Annotated in this window: 18 protein-coding genes; 7 read left to right on the top strand and 11 right to left on the bottom strand. The window is 68.5% G+C overall.

Annotation, left to right across the window (positions count from 1 at the left end):
* Positions 1–2 precede the first annotated feature (2 nt).
* Genes QOZ89_RS11070 through QOZ89_RS11055 form a run of 4 tightly spaced genes read right to left on the bottom strand, consistent with a single transcriptional unit; the run spans position 3 to position 3,509 of the window.
* Positions 3–1,214, bottom strand: a complete 1,212-nt coding sequence (locus QOZ89_RS11070) for a thiolase C-terminal domain-containing protein (RefSeq protein ID WP_312623690.1) — start codon at positions 1,212–1,214, stop codon at positions 3–5.
* A 5-nt stretch (positions 1,215–1,219) separates the two neighbouring features.
* On the bottom strand, positions 1,220–1,690 hold the full coding sequence (locus QOZ89_RS11065; protein WP_312623738.1) for a Zn-ribbon domain-containing OB-fold protein: 471 nt from the start codon (positions 1,688–1,690) through the stop codon (positions 1,220–1,222).
* Positions 1,691–1,695: 5 nt separating this feature from the next.
* Positions 1,696–3,363 carry a class I adenylate-forming enzyme family protein gene (locus tag QOZ89_RS11060; protein WP_312623689.1) on the bottom strand — a complete coding sequence of 556 codons (1,668 nt, stop codon included), beginning with the start codon at positions 3,361–3,363 and terminating at the stop codon, positions 1,696–1,698.
* Complete coding sequence (locus QOZ89_RS11055; protein ID WP_312623688.1) at positions 3,360–3,509, bottom strand: hypothetical protein; 150 nt, start codon at positions 3,507–3,509, stop codon at positions 3,360–3,362. Before QOZ89_RS11055 ends, QOZ89_RS11060 begins: the two co-directional genes overlap by 4 nt.
* Positions 3,510–3,860: 351 nt before the next feature.
* On the opposite strand from QOZ89_RS11055, the gene QOZ89_RS11050 reads away from it, so the two are divergent.
* Positions 3,861–4,082, top strand: coding sequence for a hypothetical protein (locus tag QOZ89_RS11050; RefSeq protein WP_312623687.1), 222 nt, complete (start codon positions 3,861–3,863; stop codon positions 4,080–4,082).
* A 48-nt stretch (positions 4,083–4,130) separates the two neighbouring features.
* Here the strand turns inward: QOZ89_RS11050 and QOZ89_RS11045 are convergent, their stop codons facing one another.
* Positions 4,131–5,318, bottom strand: coding sequence for an amidohydrolase family protein (locus QOZ89_RS11045; protein WP_071048627.1), 1,188 nt, complete (start codon positions 5,316–5,318; stop codon positions 4,131–4,133).
* 272 nt (positions 5,319–5,590) lie between these two features.
* On the opposite strand from QOZ89_RS11045, the gene QOZ89_RS11040 reads away from it, so the two are divergent.
* The 3 genes from QOZ89_RS11040 to QOZ89_RS11030 all read left to right on the top strand — a co-directional run bounded on the left by QOZ89_RS11040 (position 5,591) and on the right by QOZ89_RS11030 (position 8,026).
* On the top strand, positions 5,591–5,983 hold the full coding sequence (locus QOZ89_RS11040; protein WP_312623686.1) for a hypothetical protein: 393 nt from the start codon (positions 5,591–5,593) through the stop codon (positions 5,981–5,983).
* A gap of 257 nt (positions 5,984–6,240) precedes the next feature.
* On the top strand, positions 6,241–7,584 hold the full coding sequence (locus QOZ89_RS11035; protein WP_071048643.1) for an ABC transporter substrate-binding protein: 1,344 nt from the start codon (positions 6,241–6,243) through the stop codon (positions 7,582–7,584).
* A 46-nt stretch (positions 7,585–7,630) separates the two neighbouring features.
* Positions 7,631–8,026 carry an isochorismatase family protein gene (locus QOZ89_RS11030; RefSeq protein WP_083418561.1) on the top strand — a complete coding sequence of 132 codons (396 nt, stop codon included), beginning with the start codon at positions 7,631–7,633 and terminating at the stop codon, positions 8,024–8,026.
* A gap of 87 nt (positions 8,027–8,113) precedes the next feature.
* Here QOZ89_RS11030 and QOZ89_RS11025 read toward each other — a convergent pair whose 3' ends face one another.
* Both QOZ89_RS11025 and QOZ89_RS11020 read right to left on the bottom strand, forming a co-directional pair.
* Positions 8,114–8,779, bottom strand: coding sequence for a PP2C family protein-serine/threonine phosphatase (locus tag QOZ89_RS11025; protein WP_397428718.1), 666 nt, complete (start codon positions 8,777–8,779; stop codon positions 8,114–8,116).
* A gap of 79 nt (positions 8,780–8,858) precedes the next feature.
* Positions 8,859–9,095, bottom strand: a complete 237-nt coding sequence (locus QOZ89_RS11020) for a hypothetical protein (protein ID WP_312623683.1) — start codon at positions 9,093–9,095, stop codon at positions 8,859–8,861.
* 512 nt (positions 9,096–9,607) lie between these two features.
* Between QOZ89_RS11020 and QOZ89_RS11015 the strand changes: the two genes are divergently transcribed.
* The 3 genes from QOZ89_RS11015 (at position 9,608) to QOZ89_RS11005 (ending at position 11,442) form a co-directional block, all read left to right on the top strand.
* Positions 9,608–10,135, top strand: coding sequence for an alcohol dehydrogenase catalytic domain-containing protein (locus tag QOZ89_RS11015; RefSeq protein ID WP_241841691.1), 528 nt, complete (start codon positions 9,608–9,610; stop codon positions 10,133–10,135).
* 99 nt (positions 10,136–10,234) lie between these two features.
* Positions 10,235–10,723 (top strand): hypothetical protein, encoded by a 489-nt coding sequence (locus QOZ89_RS11010; protein ID WP_312623682.1) that lies wholly within the window; start codon positions 10,235–10,237, stop codon positions 10,721–10,723.
* 197 nt (positions 10,724–10,920) lie between these two features.
* Entirely contained in the window at positions 10,921–11,442 is a 522-nt protein-coding gene (locus tag QOZ89_RS11005; protein ID WP_071048633.1) for a hypothetical protein, read from the top strand.
* A gap of 75 nt (positions 11,443–11,517) precedes the next feature.
* On the opposite strand, the gene QOZ89_RS11000 is transcribed toward QOZ89_RS11005, so the two are convergent.
* The 4 genes from QOZ89_RS11000 to QOZ89_RS10985 all read right to left on the bottom strand — a co-directional run bounded on the left by QOZ89_RS11000 (position 11,518) and on the right by QOZ89_RS10985 (position 16,233).
* Positions 11,518–11,670, bottom strand: coding sequence for a hypothetical protein (locus tag QOZ89_RS11000; RefSeq protein WP_157910488.1), 153 nt, complete (start codon positions 11,668–11,670; stop codon positions 11,518–11,520).
* 405 nt (positions 11,671–12,075) lie between these two features.
* Positions 12,076–12,753: a response regulator gene (locus QOZ89_RS10995; protein ID WP_312623681.1), complete on the bottom strand. Its 678-nt coding sequence runs from the start codon at positions 12,751–12,753 to the stop codon at positions 12,076–12,078.
* Positions 12,750–14,012, bottom strand: coding sequence for a sensor histidine kinase (locus QOZ89_RS10990; RefSeq protein ID WP_312623680.1), 1,263 nt, complete (start codon positions 14,010–14,012; stop codon positions 12,750–12,752). The genes QOZ89_RS10995 and QOZ89_RS10990 overlap by 4 nt, the downstream gene beginning before the upstream one ends.
* A gap of 73 nt (positions 14,013–14,085) precedes the next feature.
* On the bottom strand, positions 14,086–16,233 hold the full coding sequence (locus tag QOZ89_RS10985; RefSeq protein ID WP_312623679.1) for an MMPL family transporter: 2,148 nt from the start codon (positions 16,231–16,233) through the stop codon (positions 14,086–14,088).
* Positions 16,234–16,316: the final 83 nt, after the last annotated feature.

The following is a 16,316-nucleotide window of genomic DNA, read 5'->3' as shown; positions in this document are numbered from 1 at the left end:
GCTCAGTCCGTACGCAGCATGACCGACGCGGGGTCGTGGAAGAAGCTCGCGCCGGCACAGACCAGCGCCGTCCTGGCGTCGGGAACCTGCCGCTCCCCTTCGGTGCCGCGCAGCTGCCGCACCGCCTCGGTGTAGAAGTTGAAGCCTCCGGCACGTCCGTGCGAGAGCGCGCCGCCGTTGGTCGAGACGAGCGTGTGCCCGCCCAGCCGGTAGATGTTCGCCTCGGCGTCCCAGCCGGAGGCCAGCAGGTCGGCGGTCTCGCCTGGCTTGCAGAAACCGGCGGCCTCGATGCATCCCACGGTGTCGATCGTGTAGCCGTCGTAGGGGAAGAACAGGTCGAGGTCGTCAATGGTCAGGTCGCTGCGCTCCCGCAGGCCGGCCAGGGAGATCCACAGGGCGTTCTCTGTCCAGCCCAGGCTGTTGTCGTAGTACTCCCCGACCCGTGACCCGCCCAGCGACATGGCGTGGATGTACACCGGACTGTGGCGCAGGTCCCTGGCCCGTTCGGCCGTCGTGATGATCAGCGCTTCCCCGCAGTCGACGGGCACGTCCATGTCGAGCATCTGCATGGGCTCCCAGATCACCCGGGAGGCGTGGTAGTCCTCCATCGTGATCGGGGTGCGCATGGCCGCCCGCGGGTTCGTGGTGGCGTGGGTGCGGTTGTTCACCGCGATGCGGGCGAAGACGTCCTTCGTCGCCCCGTAGTCGTGCAGGTAGCGCGCCATCCAGGCGGCGTAGGGCTCGCCGGAGTGGATCCAGCGGCGGGCGGGGTCGCTCTGGCCGACGATCGTGTGGCCGCCCGCCGCGCGCAGCTGCGCCGACCGGAGGCGGAAGGGGTCGGCGGCGGCGGACCGCGACATTCCGATCCCGCGGGTGTGGGCCTGCACGACCAGGACCGTGTCGCAGAGCCCGGAGAACACCGCTTCGGCCGCGTAGACGAAGCACGATCCGAGCCACCCGTTCTTCTGCCAGGTGGTCTTCTCGATCCCGAGCGCGCCCTGCAGCGTCAGGAACCCGGATCCGCCCATGGCCAGCGGGTCCATGCCGGTGCCGCAGATGCCGTCGATCTCCTGCCGGTCGAGGCCGGCGTCCTCGACGGCGGCGGTGGCCGCCTCGAGGGCGAGCGACAGCTCGGTGCGCTTCAGGTCACGGCCATACGGCGTCGACCCGACGCCGACCACGGCCAGTTGGTCCTTCAACGGGTTGCGTGCCATGCCCGCTACCTCCCGCCCTCGATCGGGCCCGATGGCTGGAACGCGGGCCACGCGACGCCGTCGCGATCCACCCACGTCAACCGCACCGGCATATCGAGCCGGACCCGGTCGGGAGGGCAGTTCACGACGGGCGCCAGGTAGCGCAGCCCCGGCTGCTCGACAAGTTCCACCGCGGCGGTCGACACCGGCTCCCCCGGCGCCGCGTCCGGGTCCCGCTCCTGGTGGACCAGCGTGCACAGGAACACGAATCCGTCGCCGCTCACCTGGGTGGGCACGACGTCCCAGGACCAGCACTTCGGGCACAGCGGCCGGTGCGGGTACACCCAGTAGCCGCAGGCCGCGCACCGGTTGATCAGCAGCCGCCGCGCCAGCAGCCCGCGGTAGTGCTCGACGTTGTCGCGGTCGATCAGCACCGCGGGCAACGCGGCGAAGACCTCCGCATCGGTCGCGTGGGCCACCTCGGCCGCGTCGGCCATGCCGGTCACACCGCCACCTCGTCCCTGGCACGCCCGGCCAGGCCCACCCGATCGAGCTTGCCGTTGGCCAACCGCGGAAGCTCGTCCAGGAAGACGATGTCCCTGGGCATCTTGAACCGGGCCAGACGCGTCTCGAGCCACGAGCGCAGGTCGTCGGCGTCGAGATGACCGCCGGGCCGCACGACGACGTAGGCCCGCACCACCTCGCCCTTGCGCCGGTCGGGCACGCCGACCGCGCCGCAGTAGTCGACGGCCTCGTGGCTGACGACGACCTTCTCGACCTCCTCCACCGAGACGTTCTCGCCGCCGACCTTCAGCATCAGCTTCAGCCGTCCCGCGTAGGTGACGTAGCCATCGGCGTCCATGACGACGAGGTCCTCGCTGCGCAGCCAGCCGTCCGCGTCGAGGGCCCGAGCGGTCTCCTCGGGCTTGTTCCAGTAGCCCCGCATGACGTTGCCGCGCACCCACGCCTCGCCGACGGCCCCCGGTGGGACATCGAGGCCGGTCGCGGGGTCGACGACCCGGACCTCGTTGCCCGGCAGAGGGCGGCCCCCCGTCGTGCGCTGTTTGCCGGGCGGATCGTCAGGACCCGTCACCGACGCCGGGCCGTACGTCTCGGTCAGGCCAAAAGGAACAAAGGTGAACGTGACGTTGGGCATCACCCGGCGGGCCTCCTCGTTCGGCACAGCGGCGATCCGCAGCGACGACAGATCGCGCCCGTCCTCGATCGCCGCCCGCGCGACCTCCGCGGGCAGCACCCCGAACATCACGGTGGCCCGCTCGGACTCGATCAACTCCGCGCCGAGACGGGCATTGAACGCCTCGGTGAACACGAGCGTGCCGCCGTTCACCAGCATCGTCATGAGGCCCCAGATGCTGCCACCGCCGTGGAAGAACGGCATCATGCTGACGAACACGTCGCGGCCGTCGATCCCGACGCGGCGGGAGTGCAACGTCGCATTGGCGACGATGCCGCCCTGTTCGAGCATCGCCCCCTTCGGGAATCCCGTGCTGCCCGACGTGTACTTCACCATCGCCAGATCGCCGCCCAGGACCTGCCGCTCCATGCGATCGGCGAGCGCCCGGGCGTCCGCGGCCCTCGGGTCACTGTCGCGGCCGAGCGCCTCCAGTGCCGCGAGATCGAAGGCGCCGTCGTGGCGATCGTCAGCCCGGTTGAAGACCACCACGTTGCGCAGGTCCGGGATTCGGGCGCTGATCAGGTGCCCGGGCAGGTCCTCGGTCGCGAACTCCGGGCAGATCTCGGCGAGCATCGTGGGCATGCGCAGGGTCCGGAATCCATCGACCATGATCAGATGGCGCGCGCCGGACTGGGCGATGACGTAGGAGACCTCGGCCGGCTTCAGAAAGGTGTTGACGGGCACCGTCGCCGCGCCGAGCCGCATGCAGGCCAAGTGGGAGACGACCCACTCCGGCGTGTTGGTCATCCACAGCACGACGCGGTCGCCGCGGCGGACGCCGATGCTCGCCAGGCCCGCGGACAACGCCCGTGCCCGCTCGACCAGCGTGGCGTAGGTCAGCCGTTGGACGCTCCCACCGTCATCGGCGGCAACCAGCGCGGCGCGGTCCGGGACTCGCCGCCCAGACGCGACGACCGCCTGCCATATCGTCCGCGCCCGGAGCCCGGCTAAGACCGCCCTGGGCTCCTCGCTCATCGGGCCGCCTCCGCCCCCACCAACGCGGCCCCCACCAACGCGCGTGCCTCCCGCCGACGCTTCGCCGGCACCCGAAGAGCCCACGCGTCCGGCGGCACCGTGATGTGACGGTACGCATCGACGATCAGTTCCGGTACGAGCGTCATCCTTACCCTCCTGAGTCACCAGCGACGCAGCCGGCATCACCAGGGCCGCCGGGCGCACGGCCTTCACGGGACCCGCTGTGATCGCACGCCCTTTGGCCCATTAAGGCTCATCATCGGCAGCCGGGCCGTGGCTGTCTTTGCGCGTTCGGCCAAGTCCTTGCCCGTACCAGCCAATGTCCGGCACCAGGGCGGCGCCGACGCTAGGCTCGACCGCGTCGCCGAGTCGGTTCGAGCCGATTCCCCGAACGGTATCGCCGCACCAGCCGTCGATCGGAGCACCCAGGGCCGATCTTTGAATGGCGGCGGCGCGGGGCGTGTTCAATACATACGACTTTCGCGGAGGCTGCCAGGATGCGCATTGGTCTGATGATCGGCTCGGATAAGGACCGGCGGTACTCCGAGCGGGTGGCCGGGTTTATTGCCGATGCGCAGGCCGTAATTGACACCGTTTTCTCAGGGCCATCCGAGCTCGACTCGATGACGATCATCGTGTTTTCGGCCAGATCGCCGTCTGTAACAGCCGATGTCCGGCCGCGGCTGGCGGGAACGAACAGCGGGCTCGGAACTTCCTGATGATGCCGAGCAGGAGGGTCTGCGTGGACAGCGAGGCCGCCATCGCCGCTATCGGCCCGCCGTCGCTCGCCATGATGCCGGCGGCTGTTCGATCCGGTACAGCCGTTCGGCGTTCTCCCAGAGGATCTTCCGGCGCGGCCCGGCCTCGAGATGCCCGAGCCCGGACTCGATCGTCTCCTGGATGTTGCCGAACAGGCAGGTCGTGTGCGGGAAGTCGGTCTCGAACAGGACGTTGTCGATCGGCACCAGGTCGAGGAAGTTCCTCGGCGCCACCGACTCGAACCAGTAGGTGACATAGACACTCTGGCGGAACAGCTCCGACGGCAGCACGTCCCCCGGCCGGCGCTCCCGCCCCGGCCGGAACGCCCCCAACCAGCTGTAGTCGGTCGCCTCCAGCATGAACGGCAACCAACCGATCCCGCTCTCCACCGACACGAACTTCAGCTCCGGATAACGGGACAGCACACCCGACGTGACCAGATCCGAGCACTGCACCCCGTTCTTCATGAACAGACTCACCGCCGTGTACGCCTGCGCCCCCTCCACCCCGTGCAGGGCGTAGCGCTCCGGCGTGGACAGCTCCAACGTGTCCCCGGCACTCCCGATGTGGAAATGGATCGGCAGCTGCGCCGCCCGGGCGACCTCCCACAACGGATTCCAATGCGGCGAACCGAGCACAGGCAGCCCATAGCGCTGCGGCTCACCCGTGAACAGAATCCCCCGGGCCCCCGCCTGGACACACCGCTCGACCTCCCGCACCGTCGCCTCGATATCCCAGAACGGCGTCGCCACCACCGGCAGCAGCCGACGCGGATCCGCCGACGACCACTCCACCAGGAAATCGTTGTACGCCGCCACGCACAGCAGCTTCAGCTCGTCGTCCCTCAGCTTCAGGAAGTTCTCACTCCCGAACCCACCGACATTCGGGTAGAGCACCTGGGCCCAGATACCCGCGGAGTCCATGTACCGCAGGCGGGCATCCGCCTGGTACGCACCCGGATGGCAGTCCTCGTACGTCTGCGGGTACTCCGGCGGAAACGTCGGCCAACCCGCCGGCGCCGTCACCCCGACCGGCGCCAGCCGCTCACCATGGAGCACCCAGGTATCCGCCGTACCCTGCCGCACCACATGCGGCACCTCCTGCCGATACCTCGCCGGCACCCGAGCGGTCCAGACATCCGGCGGCTCTGTGATATGACTGTCCGCATCGATGATCAATTCCGGCATGAGCGTCATCCCTGCCTCCTGGGTCTACCGATGCCGCACTCTCGGTTCATCATCGACGCCCCGGCCGAGGCCGTCTTTGCGCGTTCGGTCAAGTCCTTGCCCACAGCGGCTAAACGTCCGACACGAGGACGTGTGTCCATTCACGGGTGTCTGACCCGTCAGGCCCGCGACCCGCGGAGACGTCGAGGTGACGCTTGCGGCGCCGCTGCTGGCCCGCGACGAAGTACCAGGTCATGCGGTTACTGGCACGTAACCCCTGAATGGATACGAGGACGTCGCCAGTGTCCAGTGCGTACGTTCATCCGCTCTTCCGGCAGAATGATCCTTTTCCATCCAGCCCGATCCGACCGACGAGGCGGATCCTGTACGCCAAGCGGTGGCCGATCGACCGGACATCCAGCGACACCAAGGCGGACACCTTCTTCGAAGCACTCGCCCACCTCGCCCTCGACTGGCTCGACCGCGAGACCCCCTTGCGGCTACCAACCACCAACGACCCGCCCGTGACCGTTGTGGGGCGGGTCTGGACATACGACTCGCCGGCTCGTCGGGCCAGGAGCGAGCCCGGCGGTGCAGCGCCCCGTCCGCTGGCCGCAACGGGCAAGCACTTGGCCGAATCCGCGAAGACGGCCACCGTTACGGCGCCGATGATGAGCCGACAGATCAGCTGGTGAACCGAGGGGGATCAGATGACGGCTGCGAGGGAGCTGCGCTTGCGGCGCGACATCGCGACCGCCGGGTCGCCGCAAGAGCGGTCCCAGCGGCCGGAACCCTGCGCCAGGCGTATCCGAGCAACGGACACGTCAGCGAAGTCACGATCCGAAAGTTTTTGACAGTCCGGACACTTGTCCAACCAGTCAGCCAACCGCCCCTCAGGAACGGTCCGGCCTTCTTTCGCATCCTCCAAACGTCCGACGACAAGGTGGAGAACATGTCGCACATCTGGAAACTGGCTGGTCGGCAGGCGCCCGCGCGATCGCCGCGGCCCGTCACATCCACGCAGGCGCCCACGCACCCGACCGGGTTACGGCTGGCCGGCGCCGCGGTTCTGGCCGCGAGCCTGGCCCTCGTCTCGGCCTGCGGTGGCGGCTCCGACAACAAGGGCGACGCCACCCCCGCGGCGAGCGGCTCCGCCAGCCAGGCGGACGTCCTCGGCCCGGTCGCCAAGGCAACCGGCGCGCCTGTCAAGATCGGCCTGATTACGGACGGGGCCGCCCCGACCGTGGACCTGCGGATCCAGAACAGGGTGGCCGAGGCCGCCGTCAAGTGGCTCAACGAGCACAAGTCCGGGATCGGCGGCCGGCCCATCCAGCTGACGATCTGCGAGACCCAGCTCGACCCGTCCAAGGCCACCGACTGCGGAAACAAGATGGTCGAGGACGGCGTCGCCGCAGCCCTCATCGGCACCTCCGGCGTCGTCGAGAGCGCCTGGAAGCCGCTGAACGACGCCAAGATCCCCGTCATGCTCTACGGCTCGAGCGACCCCGGGATACTCACCAGCCCGACGACCTTCGTCCTGGGCAACCCGACCTTCGCCGTCATCGACATGCCGATCCAGGTCGCCAAGGACGAAGGCAACAAGAAGGTCACCGCCATCGTCATCGACGTCCCGGCCGCCCTGCACTCCGCCCAGGAGATCGCCCCGCCGCTGTTCCAGAAGGCCGGCATCGGCTACGAACTCGTCCGGATCGCCCCAGGCACCGCCGACATGACACCCCAGATGCAGCAGATCGCCTCGAACGGCTCGGACGAGGTGTTCATCATCGGCAACGACTCCTTCTGCATCAGCGCCATGAACGGCCTCAAGGCCGTCGGCTTCACCGGCACCATCAGCGCCATCTCCCAGTGCATCACCGACGCCACCCGCAAGGCGGTCCCCGGTGACGTGCTGAAGGGGATGGTCGTCAGCGCCACCGCGCCGATCGGGGCGGACAGCCCGTCGATGCGCCTCTACCAGAAGGTCGTCGACACCTACGGCACGAACATCGACACCAGCAACCAGGACGGCCTGAACATGTTCATAGTCGCCGCCGGCTTCCAGACGGCGCTGCAGGGCATCTCGGGTGACATCACCCCGGCGACTATCACGTCGACCATCAAGGCAATGAAGGAGACCGAGCTGCCCGGCGGCGGCGGGCTCAAGTTCCGCTGCAACGGCAAGGCCATCCCGGCGACCCAGGCTGTCTGCACCCTCGGCGGCCTGGCGACGACCCTGAACGACAAGGGCGAGCCGGCCGAGTACGAGGTTCTCGGCAACACGTCGATCTCGAGCTGACCGCTGTTCCCGACCTGACGACACGACAGTCCTGAGCTGCACCGGCATGCCGGGCGGGGCGGCCTCGTCGTCCCGCCCAGCACGTCCCCGCCCCGAACGGCCCGTCACCCGCGACGGGCCGGACGAGCCGGTGCTGACCGAGCGCACCATCGGAGCCTTCGCCACCACGAACCTGCACGAGCTGCTGCAGGCCTCAGCCATCCGCCGAATCGTCGTGGCCGGCGTGGCGACCTCAGGGACGGTGCTGTCCACCACCAGGTGGGCATTCGATATCGGCTACGAGGTCACCGTCTGCGCCGACGCCTGCGGCGACCCTGACCCGCAGGCTCATACCGCGCTTCTCAACGAGTCGGTCTATCCGCAAAGCTGGCTCGGGCTCTGGCGCATCGCCCATGTACTGCACTCGGCCCAGATCCCCGAGCTGCAGCCAGCCGCGGGATGACCCGGACATTGCCTCGCCGCCACCAGTTCCCTGGGCTTCGGGTCCTATTCTCGGAATCCACCCGGGAGGCAACATCCCGCCAAGGGCTCAGGCACGATCGGACCTCGCGCCGGCCGATCCAGCTGGCTGGAATGTGCAGGCGCGGATGAGGGGACGGGCGACGACGAGCGCGGCCCGATCGTCCGCGTGGCAGCCCGCGGTGTGCTCATCGACGGCGCCGAAGATGCCGTCGAGCAGGTGGCGCGGGGTGCGGCTCCGGGAGCAGCGGATGACCTCCGTCGCCAGTCGGTCGAAGCCGAACTCCACGCCGGCCGCATCGCGGGCCTCGATCAGCCCGTCCGTGTACACCATCAGGGCGTCGCCGGGGTGGAGAATCATGGCCGCGGTGTCCCATGCGTCCTGGCCGGCGAACAGGTCCACCAGCATCGGACCGGTCGGTGGCAACGCCGTGAGGACGGCCCGGTCCAGCGGATCTGTCCACTCGAGGTGGAGCGCGGCGGGGTGGCCGGCATTGGCATACCGCAGGTATCCGTTTGTCGGGTCCAGGGTGGCGACGAGGCCGGTGGCGAACCGCTCTCCGGTGTCGCCGAGCTGCGCCACCGCCCGCCGCACCGCGATGCCTGGTTCCCACCCGTTCACCAGGCCCGCTCGCACCAGCCGCCGCGTCCGGGTGGCGTGATCAGCAGCGTCCGACCCGTGGCCGGACGCGTCGCCGACGCTCACGCCAATCCGCCCACCCGGCAGCCGGAACACCTCAATCCAGTCACCGCTCGCCCTGCCCAGGCCGGCGGCGGGGTGCCGCCGGCTGGCTACGGCAACCCCGGTTACCCGCCTACCGGCTGGCGCTGGCATATGCGAGGCGGTGGTGAGGCAGCGGCTGCGTGCCGTTTCGGTCGGTGTGCGCCAGCGAGGCAAGGAGAAGGCCCCAGCCAGTGTTCTGCACGGTCAGGCTGTCGCCGAAAGCGACGCCGGCGAGGCCGACCGCGGCACTGGGCGTGGTCAGCGGCCCCAGGCAGCGCTGGACGGTGACGAGCCGATGCCGATGGCACCAGCGAACAAGCAAAGGCACGACACCCCTCCGGCGTACGAGCATGCTCGGCCGCGAAGGGGCAGGGAAGGCCCCTGGCGACGCGGCGTGCCGGCGGTCCCGGCACGCCACCATGCTCACCGCTGCGTGCCTCCTGGTCGTCCCTCGAACGTAGGCACTTCCACCTACTACGGTCGCAGCAGGCCGGGGCTCACATCCGGCGGCTAACCCAGTTCGAAATCTACGCTGCTACACCCAGTCACGCTCCACTGCTGCCTTCACCGAGGCGTCCCCTTCAGATTGAGCGCCCCCCGCGACGTGGGACGGGGCGCTTGGCCTACCGCGAGCGCGGTACACGCGGGCGACGCGGGTGGGGTGCGTAGCTACCACGACGTTCGTAGTCGGTATTGCCTGCATGCGGACGACGTCGGAACAGCCCCGAGCGGGCAGGCTTGTGCCGCGGTCGAAAACAGATGCACAGAGCCGATGATCAACCCCCGATCGTCCGGTTGACGGCCGTTCACTTCCCCAGAAAGGGCCCCTCCGTGATCAAGATGAATTCCGTACAGACCGGCGCGCGACGCAAGGTCGACGTGGTGGACGTCGAACTTCCCGTTCCGGGCCCCACCGACGCGCTGATACGGATCCGCGCCTGCGGCATCTGCGGAACCGACACACATTTCCCGCATATCGGGGGCATGCCGATGGGTCCCGGCGGCCAGATGATGCCGATCCCACTCGGGCACGAACCGGCCGGCGAAGTCGTCGAAGTGGGCGCCGAAGTCACCGATCTGAGGGTGGGCGATCGCGTGGTTGTCAATCCGATGGCCGCTCCGTCCGGCACGATCGGCTGCGGCGGCGCACTCGGCGGCATGCGCGAGTACCTGCTCATCGAGGATGCCGTATTGGGCATGAGCATGAGCATGGCCAAGTTCCCCGACAGTCTGCCGTCCGACGTCGCCGCGCTGAATGAGCCCATGGCGGTCGCGCGCCGCCGCGTGAACCGCTCGCAGGCCGGGCCGACGACAAAGTCATGGTGTTCGGAGCCGGATCCATTGGCCTGGGAGCCGCAATCTGGCTGAACTGATCCGCGGATTGTCCGACGGACGACCTCGCTCCCGACTCTTCCCGCCATACCGGCCAAAGATTTGCCCACTTCCCGACTCGAAAGGACGAGCGACATGGATCATCGCAGGCAGGAAAGCGCGCGGAACGAACAGAACACCACCGACACCCGGTCGCCGGTGGGTTCCCTCCGCTGGCGGCTTGCTTGGCGGTCAGGTGGACTTGCCGTCACCGCGGCGGCCATCGCGGCGCTGGCTGCCTGCAACCCCGCCGACACGTCGGCGGGAAGCTCCTGGGCGAGCCCGTCACAATCGCCTGCCGCGGGGCAGGTGCCAGCGAGTCCGCAGGCCGGGACCAGGGACACCGACAGCGCCGCGACCTACGCCAGGCAGTTCCGCGACCAGTTCCCCGATCTGGCGCAGGGGAAAACCGATGCGCAAATCGTCAGCGACGGCGAGGCCGACTGCGCGGACATGGCCGCAAACCGGCAGGTCACCACGCCCACGATGGCACAGCGCTACGGCCTAAGTGACTCGCTCGCCGACAAGTTCACCCTCAACAACATCGGCCTGCTGGCCATGTTCACCATCTGCCCAGTCCGCTGACGCGTGCCCCTCACCGCGGCACTTGCCAGCGCCTCGCCCACCTGCGCCCGCCAACAACTAATCGATCATGATGTTCTCGTTCGGCCCGTCAGGGTCGGCCAAACCCCCGGCGCGCCCGCCGCGAGCCCCGGCGGCCGCGGCTGCGCCGGCGGCCGCTTCACCACCGTCTCCCGCACCCCCGTCGGAAGGGAACACACATGAATGCCTTCCGTTCGTTCCTCTCGTTCCTCTGGTCATGCGTGCTCTGGTCCGTATTCACGGTCAGCCTCGTCGGCACCGTGGCCGGCGCACGGCTCCTCCAGGTCAACGGCACGCAGAAGCAACTGGTCACCTATGGCTCGATCGTAGTCTCGCTGTGGGCGGGCTCCCGCCTGGCGAAAAGGGAGCCACTGAAATCGATTCTCGCGTCGAGAAAGGTGCAGTGGTTCCTGTTCTTGTTCAACGGCGCCGTCGCGGTGGCGGCCTACTATCTTGTCGGGGGCGCAAAGGGAATCGGGGCCGCCATCGGCATGGGTCTCGTCTCCCTCGGAGCGGGCGTTGGCCTCCTGAAGCGGCCGCATCATCAGCCGCGGCCAGCATCAGCTGTACACACCCACCCCGACGACCACGCCTACACCTACCAACCGCGTCTCACAGAACAGGCTGCCAATCCGCAAAACGGGCGCCCCGGGCGACACCGGGCCTACCAGCACCCCCAACCACGTGAATATCGCGGCTAGGACTCGGCCAACCAGCCAAGTCCCCGGACCGGCTGGCCGACCCCTACCGATCCGACCTATCCACACCATCCAGCGTCATGACGTCCCCGGCGCGCCCTCCGCGGCCGCCACGACGATCTTTAATTCGGACCGGATGTCGGTGAGCAGCACGACGAATGGATCGAGACCCACCGCTTCTTCGGCCTCGAGATTCTCGCCAAAATCGACATCACCAAGAACAGCCCACACGACACCCCGAGATCACAATGCTACTCGATGCGCTCACCTCAGAACATCACACCGAGAGAGCAAGTGGACTCACTCCCCGTACACCATCCCGGCGGACACGACCCGGCCGCAGCACGGATCTTCGTGTCGAGGCTGTCTCGGGTGCGAGCGCCGGGCTGGTCGCCCGATTGTCGATGTGGTCTCGTTCGGCCGACAGCATGTCGAGCGGCTCCGGTGTTACCTCCCGGTCTCGAAGCACGGCGGCAGCGCTTCAATCAATGTCCGGCACAGAGACACGACATTCTTCCCGCCCTGGTCACGGTGTCCCGGGAATTGGGCACGCCTGGCGCGTACCGGCCGACGAACAGCCGGGGCTCGAAGATGCGCGCCGGTGCGGGAATGCTGATCCGCGATCTGGTGGGCTGCTCACTCTGCTCTCTGCCCCGGAACCACGAGCCCAGTTTCATAGGCGATGATCACTAGTTGGGCCCGGTCGCGTGCGTGCAGTTTCATCATCGTTCGGTTGACGTGGGTCTTGGCGGTGGCCGGGCTGATCACAAGCTGTTCGGCGATGTCGTCGTTGGACAGACCGAGGGCGACGAGGGTGAGGATCTCTCGCTCACGGGGCGTGAGGCCCGGCAAGGCGGAAGGTTGCAGCGTCGAGGCGACGCTGGGTTGAGCGAGGACGCGGGAGATCAGCGCCCGGATCGCGGCTGGGGACAGCAGCGACTCGCCCGCGACCACGGTGCGGATGGCGTCGAGCAGGTCCGCGGGCCCTACGCCCTTGCCGAGGAAGGCGCTGGCTCCTGCGCGCAGAGCTTCGACGACGAGCTGTTCGGTCTCGAACGTCGTCAGGATAATGATCTTGACGTCGGCGAGCGTTTCATCGGCGGTGATCGCGCGCGTTGCCTCGACGCCGTCGACGTCCGGCATCCGGATGTCCATGAGGACGACGTCGGGGCGGTCCCGACGGGTCAGTGTGACTGCCTCGCGCCCGTTCGCGGCCTCGCCCACGACCTGCAGATCGGGTGCGGAGTCGATGAGCAGCCGGAAGGTGGCGCGCAGCAGCGCCTGGTCGTCTACGAGCAGGACATTGGTCGTCACCGTGGGCTCAGTGTGGACGTCGCGTCAGAGCGAGAAGCCCGGTCACCCGGTCGGCCAGAGGTCGGCGCCGCGTGGGTGACCAGCACGGGCAGCTTGGCGGTCACCTGATAGCCGCCGTCGGTGGTAAAGCCGGCGCTAACCGAGCCGCCCGCGGCGGCGGTGCGTTCGCGCATGCCAAGCAGGCCATGCCCAGTTCCTTCGTTGACGAGTTCTGAGGCATCGGGCGGTGGGGTGGTCGACGGTGGGGCGTTGTCAACGGTCAGGATGACGGCGGTGTCGGACCATTTGAGGTCAAGGTGCACCGCGCTGCCTGGTGCGTGTTTGATGGCGTTGGTGAGCGCTTCTTGCGCAATGCGGTAGAGGGCGAGGTCGGCTGGGCCGCTCAGCGGTTGCGGTGTACCGCGGCTTCGAGCGGTGAGCAGCATTCCGGCCTCGCGGAACCCGTTGAGGAGGGTGCCTAGCTGGTCGGCGCCGGGCGCGGGGGCGCGCGCGTCGTCGTTCTCACTGTCGCTGCGTTCCGCGCGAAGCACCCCGAGCGTGGCTCGGAGTTCGTCGAGAGCGGCGCGGCTGTTGACCGCGATGCCAGTGAGCGCTTGGTTGGCGGCATCGGGGTCGGTGCGCAGCAGGTATTGGGCAACCCCGGCTTGGGCGTTGACGACGGCGATGTGGTGGGCGAGGACGTCGTGCAGTTCGTGGGCGACGCGGATGCGCTCAGCGGTCACTTGCCGTCGGGCTTCGGTTTTCTTGCTGCGTTCGGCGGCTTCGGCACGCTGCTCGGCCGCCGCGATGCGTTCTCGTCGTTCCTGGACCAGTCGTCCGACCACGGTGGCGACGAGGGGCCAGTTGAAGTAGAGCAGGTTGGTGCTTGAGTGGGGAAAGCTGAACACGGCCACGGTGAACTGGATGCCCCCCGTGATCGCGGCCACGGACCACGCGACACGGGCCGAGTACCGCAGGCTGATCGTGTACAGGGCGAGGATGGTCGCCACGGGAACCGTCGCCGTGGCCGGATGGTCGTGTCCGGCGACCGCTATGTCCACAGTGTCGACCGTGACCACCACGGCGGCCACGAGCAGCGGCCACAAAGTGCGGACGGTCAGCGGTAGCCATGCCAGGACGACCAGGACCAGTGGCCAGCCGAACAGGAGCCGCCAGTGACCATCCGGAACGCTGGAGACGAGCATGATCGGCAACGTGGCGGTGGTGAGCAGTGCGTCAGGATGGCGACGGAGCCACCGCGCTGGGGCGTCCCTGGTCATCTATCCACCTTCGCTCCGTCTCGTCCTCCGGGCCGATGGTGGGGGACAGCCGATCGGCTGTCCCCCATTGACGTTACGCGTCCACCGGCTCCGGCTCCGGCACCGGCTGCGTCCCGATCTCCTGCTCCTGGCGCGTTTCGGCTCCTCCCTCCACCGACATATGCGGCAGGATGCGGTCCAGCCAGGCGGGAATCGCCCAGTTCCGCGCCCCGCACAGATGCATGAGCGCGGGGATGACGGTCATCCGCAGCAGGAAGGCGTCCACAAGTACCGCGATGGCCAGGCCGACACCGAATTCGGAGATCGTGCGCACGCCGGCGAACCCGAAGGCGGCGAAGACGCACGCCATGATGCTGGCGGCGGTCGCGACGACTTGTCCGGTCTCGCCGACTCCGACGGTGACGGCGCGCCGGTTGCGCTGGGTGTGGACCCATTCCTCGTGCATCCGGCTGACCAGGAAAACGTGGTAGTCCATGGACAGTCCGAACATCACGCCGACGATGAGGATGGCAACGACGTACTCCACCGGCGCTGGCCCGCCGATGCCGAACAGCGACGGTCCCCACCCCCATTGGAACAGCGCGACGGTTGCCCCGAGCGCGACGGCGATAGTGAGCAGGTTGCCGATCGCGCCGACGGCCGGGACGAGCAGGCTGCGAAATGCCAGGGTCAACAGGAGGAACCCGAGTCCGGCGATGATGACCAGGAACAGTGGAAGCTTGCCGGTGAGTGCGTTGGCGAAGTCGATGCTGCTCGCCGTGGTTCCACCGACGTGGACACGCAGGTCGGTCCCCATCTCGGTGTGGGTGATGACGTCTGACCGGAGCGTGTGGACCAGGTCGGTGGTGGCCTTGTCCTGCGCCGTGGTGGTGGGCACGACTTCAACCATGGCCAGCGTGTTCGCGGTGACCGCGACGGGAGACCCGACCGAGGCGACCCCCTTTACGTGGGGCAGTTCGCCGATGAGCCTGCTCCAGGCCTGCTGGGCCTGGCCGTTCGGGGTCTCGGCGACCAGCAGCAACTGGGCCTGGAAGCCGTCTCCGAACGCGCTGGCCATGGTGTCGTGGTAGCCGCGGGTGTTCGTACCGGTCGGGTCGCTGCTGGCATCCGCGGCACCAAGCCGCAGCGCCAGAGCCGGGGCCGCCAGGATGACGAGCACCGCGACCGCGGCCGTGCCGGTAGCGACCGGTCGCCGCTCGACAAGCCGGGCCCAACGCGCCCACCCGCCGCGGTCCGCCGGGGTCCGCCGGCCCGCACCGCCATCCTCGCCGCGGGCAGCAAATGCTGTGTTCGTCGCCCTCCGCTCGGACCGGCGTAGCACCCGCGGTCCGATCTTGGCCAGCAGCGCGGGCAGCAGCGTGACCGCGGCGGCGACGGTGAGCAGCACGGTCAGCGCGGCGGCGACGGCCATCCCCGACAGGAACCCGACGTTGAGGATGAGCATGCCCAGCAGCGCAATCATGACGGTGCCGCCGGCGAAGAGCACCGCCCGGCCCGAGGTGTTCATCGCCGTCGTGATGGCGTCGGTCAGGTCGACCCCGGCCCGCAGCGCCTTGCGCTGCCGGTTGACAATGAACAATGCGTAGTCGATACCGACGCCGAGCCCGATCAGGGCGCCCATGCTTGGGGCAACGGTCGGCAGCGTCATGACGTGCGAGAGCAGCATCACCGCCAGGCTGGACACGGCGACGCCGGCAACACCGGTGAGGATCGGCAGCAGGGCCGCCCACACCGAGCGGAAGACCAGCAGCAGGACAAGCAGCGCGGCGAGGACGCCGACGATCTCGCTGATCTCCGACGGCCTGGGGTTGGTGAAGGCGGTTCCCCCGACCTGGACCTTCAGCGCGCCAGTGTCTGCGTGCTTCGCGATGTCCTTGGCCTGGTCCGCATGGGACGTCGACGTGAACACGACGGTCGCGTAGGCGGTGTGGTCGTCCGCGCTGACCTGCGCGGCACCGTCCGAGGTGAACGGGCTGATCACCGACGTGACGCCGCCGAGCGTCGACACCTTCTGCAGCATCGGCGCGATCGTCGAGCGCGTCGCCGCCGACACAGCGGACCCGGTTTCTGTATGCCAGACGATAGTGCCCGTCTTCGCCGACGCGGCGTCGCTGCCGCCCTTCGCCAACAGGCTGTACGCGGTGCTGGAATCGCTGGCCGGCAGCCGGCTCGAGTCAGTGAAGTTCGACCCAACGACGCCGAGGATGGCCCCGAGCGCCACCAGCGATGCAACCCAGGCACCGATAACCAAGTTCCGACGGCGTGCGCACCACCGCGCCAACACGACCATCACGACGCCCCCTT

Origin of the sequence: Pseudofrankia coriaricola, from assembly GCF_032027725.1 — a bacterium.
GTDB lineage: Bacteria > Actinomycetota > Actinomycetes > Frankiales > Frankiaceae > Pseudofrankia.
The sequence above is the reverse complement of the archived record's forward strand: the minus strand, read 5'-3'. Positions and strand labels throughout refer to the sequence as shown.